The sequence below is a fragment of the Amycolatopsis sp. NPDC050768 genome, from assembly GCF_040654155.1.
Classification (GTDB): domain Bacteria; phylum Actinomycetota; class Actinomycetes; order Mycobacteriales; family Pseudonocardiaceae; genus Amycolatopsis.
This window is the reverse complement of the sequence record NZ_JBFAHL010000007.1, coordinates 238,249-255,913: the sequence shown is the minus strand read 5'-3', so window position 1 is coordinate 255,913 and position 17,665 is coordinate 238,249. Positions and strand designations below refer to the sequence as shown.

Genomic DNA, 17,665 nt, shown 5'->3' with positions numbered 1-17,665 from the left:
ATTGGCTCAGTGCGGCGTCACCCGCACGATGTCGACCATCGACAGGCGGCACTGAGCGGGGCGGCCGCGGAGGTTGCACGGTCCGGGTCAATAGCGCCGGCAGATGTCGTCGGACGGGGTGAGGCACCAGCCGTCGGTGGTCTGGGTGCACGGGCCCGGGCCGAGGCACCAGCCAGGCGGGACAGCCGCGGAGGCGGTGGCCGGGACGGCGAGGGCCACCAGGGCGAACGAGCCGACGAGCAGGCCGGCGGTCAGGAATCTGCGCATACCGCCGACTCTGCCCGATTCGGGCAGCACACACCAGCGGCGACGGGAACGGCTCAGCGCCGAAGTCCCGGCGTTCACGGCGGCCCACCACCACATACGTCCGATTCGTCCGGAAGCATCCGACCCAGCCGCCGCGAACGGCTGCGCCGAAGTGTCCCGAGTTTGGGATACTCCTGCTCTGCCCGATGAAGGGAGACGGCTGGTGGTGACTCGGGAGCACGACGTCACGGCGCGGCGGTGGCTGCAGCCGGAAGCCGGGGCCGGAACGGGCAGTGACCAGGCGTTCTTCCGGAGGCGGCGCGATCTGGTCACCGTGGCCGAGCGGGCCGTGCGCTCGTTGCGGGGGCAGGTGGTCCAGTACCTCGACGTCGTGGACAACGTGGTGCGCCGGGTGACCGTGGACGTCACCGACGGCGACGAGCGGCTGGCGCGGCTGGACGTGGTCGATACCACCGCGCCGTTCGGGCTGACCGTGCGCGAACTGCAGGTGGCCACGGGCGTCGCCGGTGGGCTGGGGAACCAGGAGATCGCCGAGGCGCTCCAGTGCTCACGGCGGACCGTGGCGACCCACCTCGAGCACATCTTCACCAAGACCGGCACGAATTCCCGCGTCACCGTGGCGACGCTGCTGGCCGAGCACGACGCGTACGCGGCACCGTTGCCCGCCGTGGAGCTGGTGCTGCCGGCGACACTGCTGTCCCTCCTGCGAACAAACCCCCCGGCAAGACCACGCACCACCAAACCCCGCCCCGCGCTGATCGGCGCGGTCTACGCGGCGGGCGCCGGACCCGAGGTCGTGGCGATGCGCCGCGGTGACAAGCTGGCCGTCACCGAGCTGAACGCGCGGGGCGGTGTCGCGGGGCGGCAGGTGGAGCACGTCGCGCTCGGGACGACGCCGGAAGGCCTGCTGGACGCCGTCGAGGAGCTGACGGCGCGCGGCGTGGACGCCGTCGTGTTCGGCAACTTCCCGCTGAGCTACGCGCGCAAAGCCATCGCGACGGCCGCCGCGGCCGGGGCGCCCGTGTTGCACAGCATGACCGGGCCCGCGTTGTCCGACGACGTGCACGCCGATCCGCGCGGTCTCGGCGCCGTGTTCCAGGTCTGTTCCACCGAATCCGCTTACGTGCCAGGGCTTCTGCGCACGCTCCCCCACTTCGGCCACGGGCGGCGCCGCCGGCTGGCCGTGCTGCCGCGCGAAAGCACGTTCGACGCGTCGATCCCGGAGCAGGTCGAGCGCCACGCGGCGGCGGCGGGCTGGGAGCTGGTGTTCGCCGAGCCGGTGCCCGACCACACCCGCGATTTCAGCGCAGTCGTGCGGCAGCTGGCGCACGCGAAAGCCGACGCCGTCTCGTTGTCGAGCTTCCCGGAGCCGACGCTGCGCGCGTTCCTCACCGCCGCCGAACCGCTACGGGACCGCACGCTCGTGCACGTCGCCTGGTCGCCTGCCTCCCCCGGCTTCACGGACCGGTTCCGCTCGCTGTCCGACGGGCTGCTGTGGTCGACGGTCATCGGTCACGTCGACAGCCCCGCCTGCCACGCCTTCGAACAGCGCTATCGCGCGGCCTACGGCGGCGAACCCGGCCTGGGTGCCGCGGCGGTGCACTTCGACATGGTCAACGTGCTGGCCCAGGTGTGGAGCCAGGTCAGCCGGCCGTGGGACTTCGCGGCAGTGCGGCGGCAGCTGCGGTCGGTGGCGTCGTTCGGCGTCACCGGCGCGCACCAGTTCCTCGGCCGCGGCCAGCGCGGCCTCAGCTACCCCGACGACACCGGCGACCCGACCCGCGGCCACCCGCACCTCGTCTACCGCATCGAAGGCGGCACCCATCGCCGCCTGGCCCCGGCGCCGCTCAGCTGAGCCACGACGGCGCGGTCACCGACCCGACGCCGTCCCCGCCGTCCACGGGCACCGAACGCCCGTTGACCCACGACGCGTCCTCGCTCAGCAGCCACGCGACGGCCGCCGCGATCTCGTCGGGACGGCCCAGCCGCCCGCTCACACTGGCCGCCGCGACGCCCTCGACGTACGAGCGCGGCACGGGATTCACCCGCGAGCCGACGTCGATGAACCCGGGTGCGACGGCGTTGCAGCGGATGCCGTCGCGCCCGTGTTCCAGCGCGAAAGCCCGCACCAGCGCGTCCAACGCGGCCTTCGACGCGGCGTACACGGCGGTGCCCGGCCGCGCCCGCGTCGCCGCGCCACTGCTGACGAACACCATCGCTCCGGGCCGGCCCGCTGCCACGCAGCCCCGCACGAACTGCGCACCCGCCGCGAACGCCGAGCGCGCGTTCACCGTCAGGACCCGGTCGAAAAGCTCCTCGTCGCCGTTCGACACGGGCGCAGCCGGATACAGCCCCGCCGCGTGCACGAGCGCGTCGAACCCGCCGTGCGACTCCTGCAGCCGTGCCATCTCCGAAGCGACACCCGGCCGCGCGAGATCCAGCTCAGGCAGGTCCGCGCCGACGACCGTCCACCCGTCCGCGGTCAGCCGCGAGCCGACGGACCGGCCGAGCCCACCGCGGGAACCCAGCAGCAGCACCGATTTCGGCACGGGTCACCGTCCTTCGAGGACCGGACGGAACCGCCGGGCGACGTCCACGCAGCGCTCGAACCCCACGCCGAGCTCCCGGCAGCCGACGACGAACCGCTCCAGCGCCGCCATCCGCGCACCGCGCCCGACGACCTGCGGGTGCAGCGTCACCGTGGTCACGCCACCGGGCACGGTCTCCGTCATGTAGCGCACGTCGCGCAGGAACCGCTCGAACATCGCGTCGGCGTCCTGCAGCCCCGGCATCACGCCCTGCGGCAGGCGCAGGTACTCCAGGTGCGGGTAGTCGTCGAGCGTCCACGACACGGGCAGCTCGACGATGGAAGAAGTGGCCCCGAACCGATAGGGACCGCCGGGGTCGCAGACGTCCCCCGAGCGCGCGAAGTACGGTTCGAAATCCGTGCCCATCAAGGAAGAGTCGTACTCCACGCCGAGCTCACCGAGGATCTCGATCGTGCTGTCGGTGAAGTCCCAGCTCGGCGTCCGGTGCCCGGCGGGCGGCGCGCCGGTGAGCTTCTCGATCAACGCCGCCGAGCGCCGGTTCACGGCCAGCTCGGCCGCCCGATCCAAAGTGGACACCGGTTCGTGCGCGTAGCCGTGCAACGCGATCTCGTGCCCCGCCCCGGCGATCGCCGAGCACTGCGCCGGATACGTCTCCAGAGTATGCCCGGGAATGAAGAACGTCGACGGCACCGAGTGGCGGTCCAGCAGGTCCAGGATGCGGCCGATCGCGTACGCGCCGAACTCCCCGCGTGACACCGGCCCGGGCGTCACCTGACCGCGTGCGATCCACAGGGAGATGGCATCGAAGTCGAACGTCAAACAGACAGTCGGGCTCATGCGACGGCGGCCTCCTCGGGCTCGAACTCGGTGCGGACACCGACGTCGGCGGGGTTCCCGTCGAAGAGCCGGTCGAGGTCCCAGCGGGTGTAGGCGTGGCGGCTCGGCGGACCGGGCGCGATCCACAGCACCCGATCGGTCAGGTCCATGACCAGCGAGTACACCGTGCAGAACTTCTCGGACGCGGGCACGTCCGGGTCGGGGTGGCGGCAGATACCGTCCGGAAACGACCACTCGTCGCGCAGCGTCGCGACGACGTCGGCCACCCGCACGCGCCGCTCGTCCAGCGCAGGCTCCAGCAGGTGGCGGGCCCGGGCCGGTCGCAGCTGCGTCAACGCGCTCGTGGCGGCTTTCTTGTCCTGCAACGGAAGGCTCGCCTGGAAGTGGTTGGAGTGCGTGATCAACCCTTGCTCAGGCAGGAGTGTGCCGAAGACGCCGGGCGCCAGCTCGAAATCGATGGACTCGCCGCCCGCGTCGGCGAGCAGCACGTTGCCCGAGGAAATGCGCTCGACGGGCAGCAACCGCCTGTGCGCCACGGACATCGTCGGCGACTGCAGCACCCCGCGCAGCAGATAGTGGTACGGCACGCCACGCCCGCCGCGGTCGAGGTCGGAGATCAGCAGATTCGCGCACACGCCCAGGCCCGCCGAGTTGAGGCCGCTCTTGGCGAACATGCCCGCCTCGGTCAGCGACAGCACGGAGAACCCGGACTCGTCGCGGGTGGCCAGCAGGAACGTGACCTCGGCCTGCTCCGGGTGCCAGTCCCAGTTCTGCGCGAGCAACGTGTGGCCGTCGGCGGTGTAGCGCCCGAGTACGGACACCGACGTGCAGCCTTCGTCGCGGTAGCCGGTGCCGTAGAGCATTTCGGTGCGCGCGTTGAGAGCAGCGAGGCGGTGCGCCGGGTGGCCGGACCCGTCGGCCATGCCGTGGAGCATCGCGGCGATCTCGGGGACGTAGGACTCGGCGACGTCGAGGTAGATCCGGCCCCAGCGGTCGATGTCGGCGTCCGACAGGCCGGCGTCGTCGTGGAAGCGGCCGACGTAGGTGGCGAGGCTGCGTTCGATGAGCTCGGCGGTCTGCGCGCCGAGCTGCTCGCCCATCTGGCGGTAGCTGCCCTGCACGACGATCAGGCGCGGGGTGGTCATGGCGGTGCTCATTTCAGCTCGGTCCGGTAGGTCTCGGGCATCCGGCAGACGGCCACGAAGGTGATGATCGCCGCGGCGGTGGGCAGCGCGGCCACCACGAGGGCGTTGCCGGTGGCGTCGATCAGCGCGGTGGCGATGAAGCCGGCGGTACCGCCGAAGGCCATCACGGAGAAGTTGTAGCCGATGCCCAGCGCCGAGTAGCGGACGTTGGTGGGGAACAGCTCGGCCAGCGCCGCGGGCCCGGGCCCGGAGAACGCGGCGAGGACGAGCGCGATGAGGATCTGGCCGAGGTAGGCGCCGGCCGTGCTGCCGGTCTGGAACAGCCACATCACCGGGAACGTCAGCACGATGAACCCGCCGGACCCGATGAGCAGCAACGGTTTGCGCCCGATCCGGTCGGACAGCACGCCGAAGAAGTAGATGGCGACCGTCAGCACCACGAGCGCGATGAGGTTCGACGCCTCGACGGTGCCGGAGTCGAGCTTCACCTGCGTTTTCAGATGCGTCGGCAGGTAGGTGAGGAAGAAGAAGTACGCGACGGTCCAGCTCACGGTGAAGAAGAACCCCAGCGCCATGGCGGACTTCTGCGTGCGCAAGGCCAGCCGCAGCGGGCTCGCGCTCACCTCACCCGCGGCCTTCTCCGCGCGGTAGAGCGGCGTGTCTTCGAGGCCGAAGCGAAGCACGAGCGCCACGACGGCGGTCAGCGCGCCGACCAGGAACGGGACGCGCCAGCCGAAGTCCTTCATGCTCTGCTCGGTCCAGAACAGCGAGTTGAGGGCGACGACCCCGGCGGCCACGAGGAAGCCGGCGGCGGTGCTGACCTGGTTGAGGCTGCCGTAGCGACCGCGGGCCTTCGGCGGGGCGTACTCGACGAGCATCGTCGCCGACCCCGCCCACTCGCCCGCCACCGCGAAGCCCTGGAACAGCCGCAGCACCACGAGCAGGATCGGGGCGGCGAGGCCGATCGTCGCGTACCCGGGCAGCAGGCCGACCAGCACGGTCGCGGCGCCCATGAGGATCACGCTCAGGATCAGCGCGGGCCGGCGGCCGACCTTGTCGCCGATGTGGCCGAACACCACCGTGCCCACCGGTCGGGCCAGGAAGCCGACCGCGAACACGGCGAAGGTCGAGAGCAGCGACGAGAACGAGTCGCCGGCGAAGAACTGCGCGGACAGGTAGACGGCCGAGTACGCGTAGACGAGGTTGTCGTACTGCTCCAGGAGATTGCCGATGCTGCTCGAGACAACGGCTCTGAGCTGGAGTCTCGGGGCGTCCGTCTCGGTGGCGGCGTGCGCGGGGTGCACGGTCATGGTTCCTCCTCGGGAAGGGTCAGGACGCCGCCAGGTACCCGCCGTCGACGGGCACCAGCGCGCCCGTGACGAACGAGGACTCCGGGCCGGCGAGGAAGGCGAGCACGTCGGCGAGCTCGCCGATCTCACCCGCACGCGCCATCGGGGCGCCGTCGACGCGGGCGCGCAACGCGTCGGGCGGCAGGTGTTCGAGCAGCGCCGTGCGGAACACCCCGGGCAGCACCGCGTTCACGCGGATCCCCCGCGGCGCGAGCTCCACCGCGGCGACCTTGGTCAGCTGGTGCACCGCGGCCTTGCTCATCTGGTAGGCCACGGACGACGGCACGGTCCCCTCGCCCCCGGGCGGCGTGGTGACGCCGTAGATGGAGCCCACGTTCACGACCGCGCCCCGGGTGGCGGCGAGGTCGTCGGCGAAGGTCTTGATGCCGCGCCACGGGCCGAACGCGTTCACGGCCAGCACGCGGGCGAAGTCGTCGTCGGAGGTGGAGAGCAGGTCGTCGCGTGCGCTGACGCCCGCGTTGTTCACCAGCAGCCCGACCGTCCCGAAGTGCTCGTGCACGTGGTCGCGCAGCCGCTCCCACGACACCGGGTCGGTCACGTCGAGGTGCACGCGGTCTTTGTCGGCGCCGTCGAACCGCAGGTCAGCGCGGACGACCGTCGCCCCCATGCGGGCCAAGCGGTCCGCGAAGCCGGCCCCGAGCCCTCCGGCCGCACCGGTCACCACCGCCAGCGTGTCCACTGCCTCTCCTCCCGATCGACGACGGTGCCGGGGAAGGTAGGCGGGCCGGCTCGGCTCGGCATCGGTCGTTCGACCGATGTGCGGCGCCGCGGGGGTTGACTCGGCTGCGAAGATCGCAGCGACCGCTGGGGAGCCGGGATGTGGGATCTGCTGCACGCGTGGCGCGAATGGTTCGCCGGCCACGACACGGCGCAGCTGCGCGTGTTCGGCATCGCCGTGCTCTGGTGGGGCCGGTTCGGGAAGACGCTGGAGTTCGTCGGCGGGCTGACGGTGGTCATCGACCTGCTGGGACGGCAGCGGATGGAGACCATCCACGCTTCGTTGCGCCATCGCCGCCGGCGGCTCGGCCACCGGCTACCGCGGTGGGTGTGGGCCCTTCTGCGCCGCCCGGCTCCCGCCGGCGAGGTCCCGGTCCCGGCCCGCCCGGAAGCGCACGAGAAGGGGCTGCGGGTGGCGTGGTTCGCGGGCACCGCCGCGATGGCGTTTTTCCTCTTCGTCGAAACTCACTACGCGTACGCACCGCCGAACGACCCCATGCCGGTGCCGGTGGAGCTGATGATCATCGTCATCCTCTCCCCGCTGGTCGGAGGCGTTGTGCTGGGCGGCGGCGGGTACGTGCTGGGATTGCTGCTCGTCGAGGGATTCGTGGTGACCACGCTCGGGCAGCTCAAGACCAGCGAAGGTCTCGAATCGCGGCTGAAATGGATCGGCCTGGTCATCTTCGTCTTCGGGTTCTCGCTGGACCTGCTCTCGTCGTAGGGTCGGGCCATGGCGATGCTGCGGTTCGACGACGAAGGCGCGAAGCTCACCGAGCGGCTTTACGCGAGCCCCGACGTCGTGGCGCAGCGGGACACGGTGCTGGCGCGGCTGGCGCCGCGGCCGGGTGAGCGGGTGCTGGACGTCGGGTCGGGGCCGGGGTACCTGCTGGAGTCCATCGCGCGGGCCGTGGGCGCGTCAGGCGCCGCGCACGGGCTGGACCCGAGTCGCGCGATGAATGAACTCGCCACCGCGCGCACACGCGAGCTGCCCTGGGTACGGCTCGACGAGGGCGAAGCGACCGCGCTGCCCTACCCGAACGATGCGTTCGACGCGGCTGTGTCCACCCAGGTCTACGAGTACGTGCCCGACGTGCCCGGCGCGTTGGCGGAGCTGCGCCGAGTGCTTCGCCCCGGCGGGCGCGTGCTGATCCTCGACACCGACGCCGACTCGCTCGTCTGGCACACCGCCGACCGCGCCCGCCACCGCCGGATTCTCGACGCCTGGGACAAGCACCTCGCGCACCCCCGGCTGCCACGCATCCTGCCGGCGCTGCTGCGGCGCGCGGGCTTCCGCGTGACCGGGCACCACGTGCACCCGATCCTGAACCTGGAGCTGACGCCCGATTCGTTCAGCGCGACGCAGATGCACATCATCGCCGACTTCGTGCCCGGCCACGGCGGCGTCACCGAGGCCGACGCCGAGGCGTGGCTCGCCGACCTGCGAGAGCGCGCCGATCGAGGCGAGTACTTCTACTGCCTCAACCGGTACCTCTTCACCGCGGAAACGGAGTGACCGGCGCGTTTCCCGCGGGCGGCTGCGAGCCGGGTGCTCACGCGCCGAAGATCAGGGCCACGATCCACACCAGAACGAAGACAACGAGTCCTGCGACCACCAAGAGCCCGACGCCGACGTACACCCACGCCACGACCACGACGATGCTCAGGTGCAGGACGCCGAACGCGCCCAGCGCCGCGAGCACGGCCAGCCCCGCCGCGGCGACGACGGTGAGGGCGATGGGCACCACCGGCACCGGGTTCAGCGGCACGATCGAGAGCAGCTCCGCCGGAACCCGCGCGGTGCGCTCCAGCGCGATCATCCCCGCCAGTACCGCACCGGCCACCAGCGCCGCGGCGAGCAGCAGGAGCAACGCCCCCGTCGCGGCGGGCGGCCCGTCCGGCGCCTCGGAGACGATCTCGAGCGCGCCCCACAGGGCCGCGACCATGCCCGCCACCCCGGCGAAGCCCACGAACAGGCTGCTCGTTTCGAAGCCACGGGAACCCCACCGGCAGGCCGCCCGGTAGGACACCGTGCTCACCACGAACCCGAGCACGATGGCGGCGCTGCCCGCCACCAGCAGCCACCAAGGAAGGCTGCCGACGGCCCCTGCCGGTGCCACTGCCGGAATCCGCCGCATTTTCCCAAATTGCGGCCCCCGTGCCGGGCAGGACAAGCCGGTTCCGGGCGTGGCTCAGCTCGCGACCTGATCTTGAGGACGGACACCCGCGCACCCGGGCCGAAAGGACCCGGAAGCCTATCGGCGGCAGTCACCATTCGACTGAGTCAGACAAAAACCAACCATCTTCGCCAATTTTCAGGTCACGACTTTCGTAGCTAACCCGCGCCCGGCGCCGTCTGGTCTGCTCAGGGACAAGATCTTGCAGGTCCCCGAAGGGAGAAGGCGAATGAGGGCAGACGTGAGGCGCGTGGTTGCCGCGCTGGCCGGGGTGGTGGCGGCGGGCGTGGTGGCCGCGGCGGGGGCGCCCGCGGCGTCCGCCGGGCAGGAGCCGCTGATCGTGGGCGGGACGCCCACCACGATCGACGAGTTCCCCGCCACGGTGATCTTCAACGTGGACGGCGCGCAGCACTGCGCGGGCAGCCTGGTGGCACCGAACAAGGTGCTGACGGCCGCGCACTGCACCGACGGCGTCAAACCCTCGCAGATGGAGATCATCGGCGGGCAGACCAACTTCTCCGACACCACGGGCGAGAAGGCGGGCGTCACGGACGTCTGGCAGAACCCCGACTTCACCATGCAGGGGATGCAGCACGACAACTCCGTGCTGACGCTGGACAAGGACCTCTCCTTCAAGCCCGCCACGCTGGTGCAGTCGGCCGACGACCCGGCCTACCAGACCGGCGCCGATGTCACCGTGGTCGGCTGGGGCACCACGTCGGAGAACGGCGACGTCTCGGACGGGCTGCTGAAGGTCACCGTGCCGGTGGCCGACAACGCCACGTGCGCCGAGGCGTACGAGAAGATCGGGGACAACTTCGACAAGGCGTCGATGTTCTGCGCGGGCGTGCCGGAAGGCGGCAAGGACTCGTGCCAGGGCGACTCGGGCGGCCCGGCCTACGTCGACGGCAAGCTGGCCGGCATCGTGTCCTGGGGCCAGGGCTGTGCGCGCGAAGGGTTCCCCGGCGTCTACACCAACGTGGGCAACGACTACCAGGTCATCAGCTCCCACCTCGGCTGACCACCGCCTCGCCGGCGGGCTGCGAACGAGCCCACCGGCGGGGTAGCCTGTGCCACCACCCGACCGGCCCCACCGACGCGGCGGCCGGGCGGAGGAGGCGCGATGGAGGGCATGACCGTCCGGCTGGACACCCGCGACGTCGACCTGGCCCGCGCCCAGGTGGCCGGCTCCTACTGCCCCCACGACCTCACCCCGCGCGGCCCGGCGTTCCACGCCCGCCACGCCGAAGCGTCCGGCGACGAGCTCGGCGTCTTCTCTCTGTCCTACGGCGGCGATCGCGTGCAGGTCGATCCCGTGCCTTTCGGTGACTTCGTGCTCTTCTCCCGTCCGCTCGCCGGCGAGCTGACCATCGGAAACGACACCCGCGTCGCCGCCGGACAGACCGTCGCTCTCGACGCGCGGTCCGCGCACGCCCTCACGTTCGGTCCCGGCTGCCGGCTCCTGACCGTGAAGCTCCCCGGCAAGCTGCTCGCCCGCGCGGCTGCCGCGTCCGGCCGGGCCGCCGACATCCGTACCGGCCCGGCGCTCGACCCCGCGCCGTGGGACGCGGTCACCCGGTTCGTCGTCCGCGAGGTGCTCCCCCACGGTCTGCTGAAAGCACCGTTCGGCACGTCGGTGGCGCAGCTCGTCGCCGTCGCGGCGCTCGACTCGTTCGGCGGCTCCGCCCCCACCCGCCGGCAGAGCAGCGCAGCCGACGTCGTCCGCCGGGCCTGCGAGTACATCGAAGCCCACGCGGGCGCCGCCGTCGGCCTGCTCGACATCGCTGCCGCGGCCGACGTCGCCCCGCGCACCCTGCAGGACCACTTCCGCGAACAGCTCGGCACGTCCCCGACGGCCCGGCTGCGGCAGGTCCGCCTCGAACGCGTGCACGCGGAACTCCTGGCCGGCACGGGAAAGTCCGTGACCGAAGTCGCGACGCGCTGGGGCTTCGGCAACCTCGGGCGCTTCGCCGCCGACTACCGCCGGACGTTCGGCACCACCCCGTCCGACGACCTGCGCCGCGCCTGAGCTCCGCGCGTTCCGGCCAAGCCGCGGATTCCGGACAGCCGCGGCCGGGCGCCCGGATTACCTTCCCCGCCAGCGCATCACCGCCTGCGAAGGGAAGACGCCATGGCCACTCTCGTTCTCGTCCACGGATCCTGGCACGACGGTCCGCTCTGGGAACCTGTCGCGAAGCACCTGCGCGACCGCGGCCACGAAGTGCACACCCCGACCGTCGCGGGCCACGGCAACGGCGTGCCCAAGAACGTCGACCACAACGATTGCACGCAGTCGATCGTCGACGCCATCACCGCCGTCGACCTGCACGACGTGGTCCTGCTCGGCCACAGCTTCGGCGGCACCGTGATCGCCCGTGTCGCCGAAGAAATCCCCGAGCGGCTCAAGCGGCTGATCTTCTGGAACGCCTTCGTCCCGGCGCCGGGCAACAGTCTCAACGACGAGCTCCCGCCCCACTACCGCGAGATGTTCGCGCAGACCGCCGCCGCGAGCGACGACAACTCGGTCGCGATGCCGTTCCCCCTGTGGCGCGAGGCGTTCATCCAGGACGCCGACGCCGAGCTGGCCGCGTCGACGCACAAGGAGCTGTCCACCGAGCCGTACCAGCCGTTCCTGGACAAGCTCGACCTCACGCGCTTCTACGCGGGCGACATCCCCAAGAGCTACATCAACGCCACCGAGGACACCGCCCTGCCGCCGGGCGAATGGGGCTGGCACCCGCGGATGTCGGGCCGGCTCGGGCTGTACCGCCTCGTGCAGCTGCGCGGCAGCCACGAGGTCATGTTCACCGCACCGGACCGGCTCGCCACCGCGATCGAGGAAGCCGCCCGCGACTGACTGGTCAGGCGCCGTACGTCGCCTGAGTCACCGCGAACACGTTGCGGTTGCCCGCGCCTTCCTGGAGCGTCCACAGTAGATCCGCGTTCGTCGCGTCTTCCCAGTACGACAGGCTTTCGCCGCTGGAGATCCACGTGTGCGTCGCCGGGCCGGTCGCCGGGGTCCAGTAGTAGAGCTTCTTCTGGCCCGAGGAGTTGAACCACCAGCGGCTGTTGTGCGAGGCGACGCCGTTGAGGTTGTACCAGGGCAGCTGCAGAGCCTCGCTCGCCGTGGTCGTGGCGGCGAACGTCGTCGCGCCCGCGGCGAACGGGAACCGGATCGCGCGCGGGGCGCGGTTCGGGTACGCGGTGCAACCGGACTGGCAGGTGTACTCCGCCATCACGATCGACTTGCTCACGCGGTCGAGCGAGATCGACGACCACGCGAGGTTGGTGCCCGACGTGGTCTTCGAGGTGATCGTGCCGACCTGCGGCAGCACGTAGGCGTAGTTGTGGGCGTAGTACACGCTGCCGGTCTGGTGCCCGATCTGCCCGGCCGTTCCGCCGGTGTTGGTCTTGAGGATCTTGCGCAGGTCGAACACGCGCATGCCGTGCCCGGTGTCGGCGACGTAAAGGTAGTCGCCGTACCAGGACACGCCGCCGGCGTGGATCGGGATGTCCTTGAAGTCCGGCGCGGCCGCGGTGCCGGTCGGCTCGACGAGGAGAATCTTGCGGTACTTGTTCGGGTACGTCGCGTCCCAGTCGACGAGCGTGATGCGGCTTCGCCCCTGGTCGCCGTCACAGCCGTCCTTGGTGTACCAGCTCACGAGCACGAGCTGGTGGCCGTCGTAGTTGCCGCTGTTCGCGGTGCCGACGGCATCGCGGCTGGTGGTGATGCCCTGCGGGTAGTTGGCGCAGTCGGAGTTGTCCGCGCTGTCGAAGCGGAACCCGTCGGACAGCCCGGCGACCGACACCGACGACGGCAGCGCCGTGCGGTCGTGGTTCGCGTTGTCCATCACCGTGTGCACGGCGGCGGTGCCCAAGGTCGAGACCAGCGCGGTGTTCACGGCGTCGAACTGGTGGTAATCCGCGCTCAGGGTGTACTGACTCGTGGGCAGATTCGTGGGCGCCGTCGCCGCGAGCGCCGGCGGCGACGCCACCACCGCTCCCCCGACGAGCACCGCGGCGGCGACCACCGCCCGCGAAGCAACCAGAACACGACGACGCACCGACATGAGACCCCCCAGGACTCGAAGCTACGTTCGCGGCCACGCTAGGCGCGGGTGGCGGGGTTCCGCAATACCCCTAATGCCGCCCTGGGGTCACAGCGAGTCAGGGGTACACCCGCCGGTCGCCGACTGTCCACTCAGTACTCATCTGCCGGTCGGGTCAGGGCGCCGACACCACGGGCGAGTATTCGGCTGCTGTGACACTGTTGCGCGGCAGGCGCGCCGCGATCCCGAAAACCGGTTTTCACCGTTGGTGAAGCCGTTTGTTCACAGCAGAGCCACTTCCACGCTCGTATCCGCGGCAGGCCCGACACACCGCACCGATTCGCGCCGCGCAGGTCACGGCTCATCCGCCGGCCGCACTAACGCGAACAAACCCCGAGGACCCGACAACGGATCCTCCGCCGCCGTGACCCCGTTGCGCGCCAGCAAGGCCGCCTCCACCCCCGTCGCGGCGGCGTGCCCGAGCTGCGCCGCGCCGAGTGGTGTGCCCTTCACCGCGGCCAGCCCAGAGGCCTGTGTCGCCGCGATTCCGATGGCGTGGCGCAGGGCCGGGCCGTGCAGGTCGAGGACGCGGGCCGCCGCCGCGGCCGCGGCGACTGTGCCCGCCGTGGTTTCGAGGCACCAGCCCGCGGCGGCGTGGTCCGGGCCGAGGCCATCGGCCACCGCGCGGGCGACCGCGTAGCCGGCAACGCCGCCCGGCGCGAACAACGACAACCCCGCGCCGGTCCGTTGCGAAAATCGCAACGGTCAGCCGCTGCCCCGCGCCACCGCGACGCTCGTGAGCGCCCGCACCATCGGCGTGACAGTGGATTTCTTGTGGTGTGCCAGGAAAATCGTACGGTGACAGCCCTCGTCGGCGATCGGGATCCGCACGACGCGCGGATGGTGGTGATCGGCCATCCGGCCCGGCACCACGGAAACTCCGAGCCCCGCGCCGACCATCGACTCGACGACGAACGGGTCGCTGCCCTCCACTGTCACGCGCGGCACGAACCCGGCACGGGCGCACGCATCGGCCAGGTGCGCGCGGCTGCTCGCGCCGAGCGCCATGGCGACGAACGACCGGTCCTTCGTTTCGCGCAGGTGCACCACTTCGTGCCTGGTCAGCGGATCCCCGATCGACACCGCGAGCAGCAGGGGTTCGGTGAACAGCGGCAGCACCACCACGTCGGGGTCGGCCGGGGCGGCCGAGCCGAGCACCACGTCGGCGTCGCCGCGCAGCAGGTGGGTGACCGCGTCCGTCGCGGAGCTCTGGTGGCAGCGGAACCTCAGGTCGGGGTGGCGTTCGAGGAGGCCCGCCAGCACCTCCGGCACGAAGCCGAGCCCGAGGGAGAACGTGTGCGCGATGCGCAGCACCTGCCGCAGATCCCCTGAAGCGGCACGCGTGGTGACGATCGCGTCGGCGCGCCTGCGCAGCACCGAGCTCGCCTCGCGCGCGAGCACCCGGCCGGCGTCGCGCAGCCGGACGCGGCGCCCGTGCTGCTCGACGAGGTCGACCCCCAGCTTGCGCTCCAGCGCGCGGACGCTGCGCTGCACCGTCGTCGCGTTGACGCCGAGCTCCTCCGCCGCGCGGACGAAGTGCTCGTTCCGGGCGAACGCGAGGAAAACCTCGAAGTCGCGAAAGGACACTTCGTCGCTCACCACAGTTGTTCTACCCGTTGCGCGGCGGCGCGGGCAGCAGGCCTCGCCGGGCGGGGCAGGAGCGTTGACTCACAGCTCACAGGGTCTTGTACCGATCGGTCGGTACGGCTATAGTTCCGCGCAACATCCCAGGTCACAGGCTTGAAGATCGCCGGCCTGGTCCGTCCGCCGCTGGTCCGGGACCGGTGGCGGCCACCACTGGCGCGCCGTTCGCGCGCCGTCTCCCCCGATGACGTTGGAGGTAGTTGTGGTTGTCGAGCAGCAGCAGGCGACGCGGGTCAGACCCGCGCGCGTGGCGTTCGCGAGTTTCGTCGGGACCGCCGTCGAGTGGTATGACTTCTTCCTCTTCGGCTCGGCGGCCACACTCGTTTTCAACGCCCAGTTCTTCCCCACGCTCAACCCGCTGGCCGGCACCCTGGCGGCCTTCGCGACGTTCGGGGTCGCCTTCGTGGCGCGCCCGCTCGGCGGCATCGTGTTCGGCCACTTCGGCGACCGGATCGGCCGCAAGCGGATGCTCTTCCTGTCGCTGCTGCTGATGGGCGGCGGCACGGTCGCCATCGGCCTGTTGCCGACGTACGGCCAGATCGGCGTCGCCGCACCGATCCTGCTGGTGCTCGTGCGGCTGCTGCAGGGCTTCGCCGTCGGCGGCGAGTGGGGCGGCGCGGTGCTGATGGCCGTCGAACACGCCCCGCCGCACCGGCGCGCGTTCTACGGCAGCTGGCCGCAGGCCGGGGTGCCCGCGGGTCTCGTGCTGTCGGCGTCGGCGTTCCTCGCGGTGCAGCAGCTGCCGAAGGACCAGCTGCTGAGCTGGGGCTGGCGCCTGCCGTTCCTGGCGAGTGCGGTGCTCATCCTCGTCGGACTGTACGTGCGGTCGCGGCTCGAGGAGTCCCCGGAGTTCAAGCGCCCCGACGTGCCCACGTTTCCTTTGCGGGACACCCTGCGACGGTCACTGCGCGCGGTGCTCGTCGGGATTTTCGCGCAGGCGGGCACGAACGTCCCATTCTACATCGCGAGCGTTTTCGTGCTGTCGTACGGGCCGAACTCCGCGGGGGTGTCCCGGGGCACGGTGCTGACCTGCCTCATCGTGGCTTCACTGGTCGACATCGCGGCCGTGCCCTTGGTCGCCATTCTCGCCGACCGCATCGGCCGCCGGAAGGTCCTCCTCGGCGGCGCGGTGTACTCGGCCGCCGTCGCGTTCCCCTTCTTCTGGCTCCTCGACTCAGGCGCGCCGGCCGCGGTGCTGCTCGCGATGTTCCTGCTCGCAACCCTGGGCCACGCCACCACCTACAGCGCCATGGCCGGCTTCCTCGCCGAGCTGTTCGGCGCGGAACACCGCTACACGGGCGTTTCGGTCGCGTACCAGGTCGGCGGCTTGATCACGAGCGGCCCGGCGCCGTTCATCGCGGCCGCGTTGTTCGCGGGGTTCTGCGGGTCGTGGGTGATCGCGCTGTACATCGTGGTGGCGTGCGCGATCACTTTCACCGCCCTGCTGCTGGCTCCCCGCCGGAATTGACCGCGCGCAGGACGACGTCGCGGGTGTGGTGAGTGCCCTCCGGCCCCGGCCTGTTCCGGGGCCGGGACTCGTGGACCAGGATCGTCCACTCGCCGCCGAGGAGCCGCGCGATCTCGTCGGGCCGGTAGTAGCCGGCGTAGTCCACGCTCTCGTCGCCGGGATCGTGCCCGGCGACGAGCAGCGTGCCCCCGGGCGCGACCGAGGCGAGCAACCGGTGCAGCGCCTCGTGCTCCGGCCGGCGCGGCAGCGCGAAGTACTTTGTTGCCGAAACGGCAATGCCCCTCGCGATGCCCGGTAGGCTCCCGTCGTGCCGGAATTCGCTTGGGTCGAACTCGACTGGGAGCTCCAGCGCGAACTGTGGGCCGAGTTCGCCACCGAATTCGGCTTCCGGCGCGGCCCCGATCCGGCCTCCTGGCCGGCGATCGAGGAGCCGGCGTCGTCGGTGTGCTGGGCGCTCGGTCCGGCGCCGATGCAGCCAGTCGCGCAACTCGTGTGCGACGTCCTGCGCGCCTGCACCGAATACTGGGACTCGGTGTTCTCACACGACTCCGCGCACCCGTCGACTCAGTACCGGCCGCACCGCGTCACGGACATCACGGACCTCGACGGCTGGGAGTACACCCACTACCCCAACGGGGACTACCTGATCTTCGTGTCGAAAGACCTGTCGTTCGGCGTCGTCGGCGATCACCACGAGAAGAGCCTGTGTTTCTTCGGTGAGACCGCCGTGCGGGCGGCCATCGAGCTGAACCGCGGGATTCTCGGCCCCCTGCTCCGCCGTGACGGGCAACGCGTCAACTCAGGCTCAACGACCGAACAGTGACGTCACCAGGGTTTCCGCGATTTCGCGCAGCTCGTCCGGCTCGTAGCGCACCCGTTCCATCACCGCGAGACCGCGCGTGGTGCTCACGACGAGCCGGGCGGCGCCGTGGAGGTCCACGGGGGACTCGACGCCGTCGTCCAGAGTGGACAGTTTGGCGTACACGAGGGTTTCCAGCTCGTCCAGCAAGGCCCGCACGGCGGACTCCGCGCGCGGCGCCTCCGTGGCCGCTTCGATGGCGGTGCGGGTGGAGAGGCAGCCGTGGGCCGGGGTGCCGGCGGTGAAAGTCTCGATGCAGTAGTCGAAGAACGACAGGAGGGCCGCGCGTTTCGTCGGCCGGTCGAGGGCCGCGGAGGCGCCGGCGAGGAAGTCGGCCGTGTATTCGCCGAAGGCGCGCAGGAAGATTTCTTCCTTGCCGCCGTAGGCGTTGTACAGGGAGCCGCGCTGGACGCCGGTGCCGGTGGCCAGGTCGAGCATCGACGTGGCGCGGAAGCCGCGGTCGGTGAAGACGTCGAGGGCGCGTGAGAGAGCCTCGCGCTCGTCGAACTGGCGTACGCCCGCCATG

At 71.1% G+C, this 17,665-nt stretch carries 20 protein-coding genes; 8 read left to right on the top strand and 12 right to left on the bottom strand.

Features of this window, described 5'->3' with window-relative positions; translation table 11 throughout:
- Positions 1-87: 87 nt before the first annotated feature.
- Complete coding sequence (locus AB0H62_RS22365) at positions 88-267, bottom strand: hypothetical protein (protein ID WP_360587878.1); 180 nt, start codon at positions 265-267, stop codon at positions 88-90.
- A 202-nt stretch (positions 268-469) separates the two neighbouring features.
- Between AB0H62_RS22365 and AB0H62_RS22360 the strand changes: the two genes are divergently transcribed.
- Complete coding sequence (locus AB0H62_RS22360) at positions 470-2,122, top strand: ABC transporter substrate-binding protein (protein ID WP_360587876.1); 1,653 nt, start codon at positions 470-472, stop codon at positions 2,120-2,122.
- Here AB0H62_RS22360 and AB0H62_RS22355 read toward each other — a convergent pair.
- From AB0H62_RS22355 to AB0H62_RS22335, 5 genes are read right to left on the bottom strand one after another with little or no spacing between them, the layout of a single operon-like run.
- Positions 2,115-2,816, bottom strand: coding sequence for an SDR family oxidoreductase (locus AB0H62_RS22355; protein ID WP_360587874.1), 702 nt, complete (start codon positions 2,814-2,816; stop codon positions 2,115-2,117). The two genes, AB0H62_RS22360 and AB0H62_RS22355, sit on opposite strands and share 8 nt — an antisense overlap.
- Before the next feature lie 3 nt (positions 2,817-2,819).
- Complete coding sequence (locus tag AB0H62_RS22350; RefSeq protein WP_360587872.1) at positions 2,820-3,653, bottom strand: polysaccharide deacetylase; 834 nt, start codon at positions 3,651-3,653, stop codon at positions 2,820-2,822.
- Positions 3,650-4,798: a C45 family peptidase gene (locus AB0H62_RS22345; protein ID WP_360587870.1), complete on the bottom strand. Its 1,149-nt coding sequence runs from the start codon at positions 4,796-4,798 to the stop codon at positions 3,650-3,652. The genes AB0H62_RS22350 and AB0H62_RS22345 overlap by 4 nt, the downstream gene beginning before the upstream one ends.
- A gap of 8 nt (positions 4,799-4,806) precedes the next feature.
- Positions 4,807-6,108: an MFS transporter gene (locus AB0H62_RS22340; RefSeq protein ID WP_360587868.1), complete on the bottom strand. Its 1,302-nt coding sequence runs from the start codon at positions 6,106-6,108 to the stop codon at positions 4,807-4,809.
- Positions 6,109-6,127: 19 nt separating this feature from the next.
- Positions 6,128-6,847 carry an SDR family oxidoreductase gene (locus AB0H62_RS22335; RefSeq protein WP_255637830.1) on the bottom strand — a complete coding sequence of 240 codons (720 nt, stop codon included), beginning with the start codon at positions 6,845-6,847 and terminating at the stop codon, positions 6,128-6,130.
- A 138-nt stretch (positions 6,848-6,985) separates the two neighbouring features.
- Here AB0H62_RS22335 and AB0H62_RS22330 point away from each other — a divergent pair, with 138 nt between their 5' ends.
- Together AB0H62_RS22330 and AB0H62_RS22325 are read left to right on the top strand one after the other, a co-directional pair.
- Positions 6,986-7,606: a hypothetical protein gene (locus AB0H62_RS22330; protein ID WP_255637829.1), complete on the top strand. Its 621-nt coding sequence runs from the start codon at positions 6,986-6,988 to the stop codon at positions 7,604-7,606.
- A gap of 9 nt (positions 7,607-7,615) precedes the next feature.
- Positions 7,616-8,398 carry a methyltransferase domain-containing protein gene (locus AB0H62_RS22325; RefSeq protein ID WP_220239450.1) on the top strand — a complete coding sequence of 261 codons (783 nt, stop codon included), beginning with the start codon at positions 7,616-7,618 and terminating at the stop codon, positions 8,396-8,398.
- Positions 8,399-8,435: 37 nt separating this feature from the next.
- On the opposite strand, the gene AB0H62_RS22320 is transcribed toward AB0H62_RS22325, so the two are convergent.
- Positions 8,436-9,002 (bottom strand): hypothetical protein, encoded by a 567-nt coding sequence (locus AB0H62_RS22320; RefSeq protein ID WP_360587865.1) that lies wholly within the window; start codon positions 9,000-9,002, stop codon positions 8,436-8,438.
- Positions 9,003-9,300: 298 nt separating this feature from the next.
- Between AB0H62_RS22320 and AB0H62_RS22315 the strand changes: the two genes are divergently transcribed.
- The 3 genes from AB0H62_RS22315 (at position 9,301) to AB0H62_RS22305 (ending at position 11,916) form a co-directional block, all read left to right on the top strand.
- On the top strand, positions 9,301-10,080 hold the full coding sequence (locus tag AB0H62_RS22315) for a serine protease (RefSeq protein ID WP_360587863.1): 780 nt from the start codon (positions 9,301-9,303) through the stop codon (positions 10,078-10,080).
- A gap of 102 nt (positions 10,081-10,182) precedes the next feature.
- A complete protein-coding gene (locus tag AB0H62_RS22310; RefSeq protein ID WP_360587861.1) occupies positions 10,183-11,088 on the top strand; it encodes an AraC family transcriptional regulator in 906 nt (301 codons plus the stop codon).
- A gap of 102 nt (positions 11,089-11,190) precedes the next feature.
- Positions 11,191-11,916: an alpha/beta fold hydrolase gene (locus AB0H62_RS22305; protein ID WP_360587859.1), complete on the top strand. Its 726-nt coding sequence runs from the start codon at positions 11,191-11,193 to the stop codon at positions 11,914-11,916.
- Positions 11,917-11,920: 4 nt separating this feature from the next.
- Here AB0H62_RS22305 and AB0H62_RS22300 read toward each other — a convergent pair whose 3' ends face one another.
- From AB0H62_RS22300 to AB0H62_RS22290, 3 genes are all read right to left on the bottom strand, one after another.
- Positions 11,921-13,129 carry a hypothetical protein gene (locus tag AB0H62_RS22300; protein WP_360587857.1) on the bottom strand — a complete coding sequence of 403 codons (1,209 nt, stop codon included), beginning with the start codon at positions 13,127-13,129 and terminating at the stop codon, positions 11,921-11,923.
- A 333-nt stretch (positions 13,130-13,462) separates the two neighbouring features.
- A complete protein-coding gene (locus tag AB0H62_RS22295) occupies positions 13,463-13,870 on the bottom strand; it encodes an MmgE/PrpD family protein (RefSeq protein ID WP_360587855.1) in 408 nt (135 codons plus the stop codon).
- A gap of 3 nt (positions 13,871-13,873) precedes the next feature.
- Entirely contained in the window at positions 13,874-14,767 is an 894-nt protein-coding gene (locus AB0H62_RS22290) for a LysR substrate-binding domain-containing protein (protein ID WP_360587854.1), read from the bottom strand.
- A gap of 229 nt (positions 14,768-14,996) precedes the next feature.
- Between AB0H62_RS22290 and AB0H62_RS22285 the strand changes: the two genes are divergently transcribed.
- Positions 14,997-16,280 (top strand): MFS transporter, encoded by a 1,284-nt coding sequence (locus tag AB0H62_RS22285; RefSeq protein WP_360587852.1) that lies wholly within the window; start codon positions 14,997-14,999, stop codon positions 16,278-16,280.
- Here the strand turns inward: AB0H62_RS22285 and AB0H62_RS22280 are convergent.
- Positions 16,246-16,491 (bottom strand): hypothetical protein, encoded by a 246-nt coding sequence (locus AB0H62_RS22280; RefSeq protein WP_360587850.1) that lies wholly within the window; start codon positions 16,489-16,491, stop codon positions 16,246-16,248. The two genes, AB0H62_RS22285 and AB0H62_RS22280, sit on opposite strands and share 35 nt — an antisense overlap.
- A gap of 96 nt (positions 16,492-16,587) precedes the next feature.
- Here AB0H62_RS22280 and AB0H62_RS22275 point away from each other — a divergent pair, with 96 nt between their 5' ends.
- Complete coding sequence (locus AB0H62_RS22275; protein WP_360587848.1) at positions 16,588-17,103, top strand: DUF2716 domain-containing protein; 516 nt, start codon at positions 16,588-16,590, stop codon at positions 17,101-17,103.
- Here the strand turns inward: AB0H62_RS22275 and AB0H62_RS22270 are convergent.
- On the bottom strand, positions 17,086-17,664 hold the full coding sequence (locus tag AB0H62_RS22270; RefSeq protein ID WP_360587846.1) for a TetR/AcrR family transcriptional regulator: 579 nt from the start codon (positions 17,662-17,664) through the stop codon (positions 17,086-17,088). The genes AB0H62_RS22275 and AB0H62_RS22270 overlap by 18 nt on opposite strands.
- Position 17,665: the final 1 nt, after the last annotated feature.

Bases quoted from the DNA above. Each gene is read 5' to 3' on its own strand.
- AB0H62_RS22365 (WP_360587878.1), bottom strand. From the start codon at position 267: ATGCGCAGATTCCTGACCGCCGGCCTGCTCGTCGGCTCGTTCGCCCTG.
- AB0H62_RS22350 (WP_360587872.1), bottom strand. From the start codon at position 3,653: ATGAGCCCGACTGTCTGTTTGACGTTCGACTTCGATGCCATCTCCCTG.
- AB0H62_RS22345 (WP_360587870.1), bottom strand. From the start codon at position 4,798: ATGACCACCCCGCGCCTGATCGTCGTGCAGGGCAGCTACCGCCAGATG.
- AB0H62_RS22340 (WP_360587868.1), bottom strand. From the start codon at position 6,108: ATGACCGTGCACCCCGCGCACGCCGCCACCGAGACGGACGCCCCGAGA.
- AB0H62_RS22330 (WP_255637829.1), top strand. From the start codon at position 6,986: ATGTGGGATCTGCTGCACGCGTGGCGCGAATGGTTCGCCGGCCACGAC.
- AB0H62_RS22325 (WP_220239450.1), top strand. From the start codon at position 7,616: ATGGCGATGCTGCGGTTCGACGACGAAGGCGCGAAGCTCACCGAGCGG.
- AB0H62_RS22310 (WP_360587861.1), top strand. From the start codon at position 10,183: ATGGAGGGCATGACCGTCCGGCTGGACACCCGCGACGTCGACCTGGCC.
- AB0H62_RS22305 (WP_360587859.1), top strand. From the start codon at position 11,191: ATGGCCACTCTCGTTCTCGTCCACGGATCCTGGCACGACGGTCCGCTC.
- AB0H62_RS22300 (WP_360587857.1), bottom strand. From the start codon at position 13,129: ATGTCGGTGCGTCGTCGTGTTCTGGTTGCTTCGCGGGCGGTGGTCGCC.
- AB0H62_RS22285 (WP_360587852.1), top strand. From the start codon at position 14,997: ATGACGTTGGAGGTAGTTGTGGTTGTCGAGCAGCAGCAGGCGACGCGG.
- AB0H62_RS22270 (WP_360587846.1), bottom strand. From the start codon at position 17,664: ATGGCGGGCGTACGCCAGTTCGACGAGCGCGAGGCTCTCTCACGCGCC.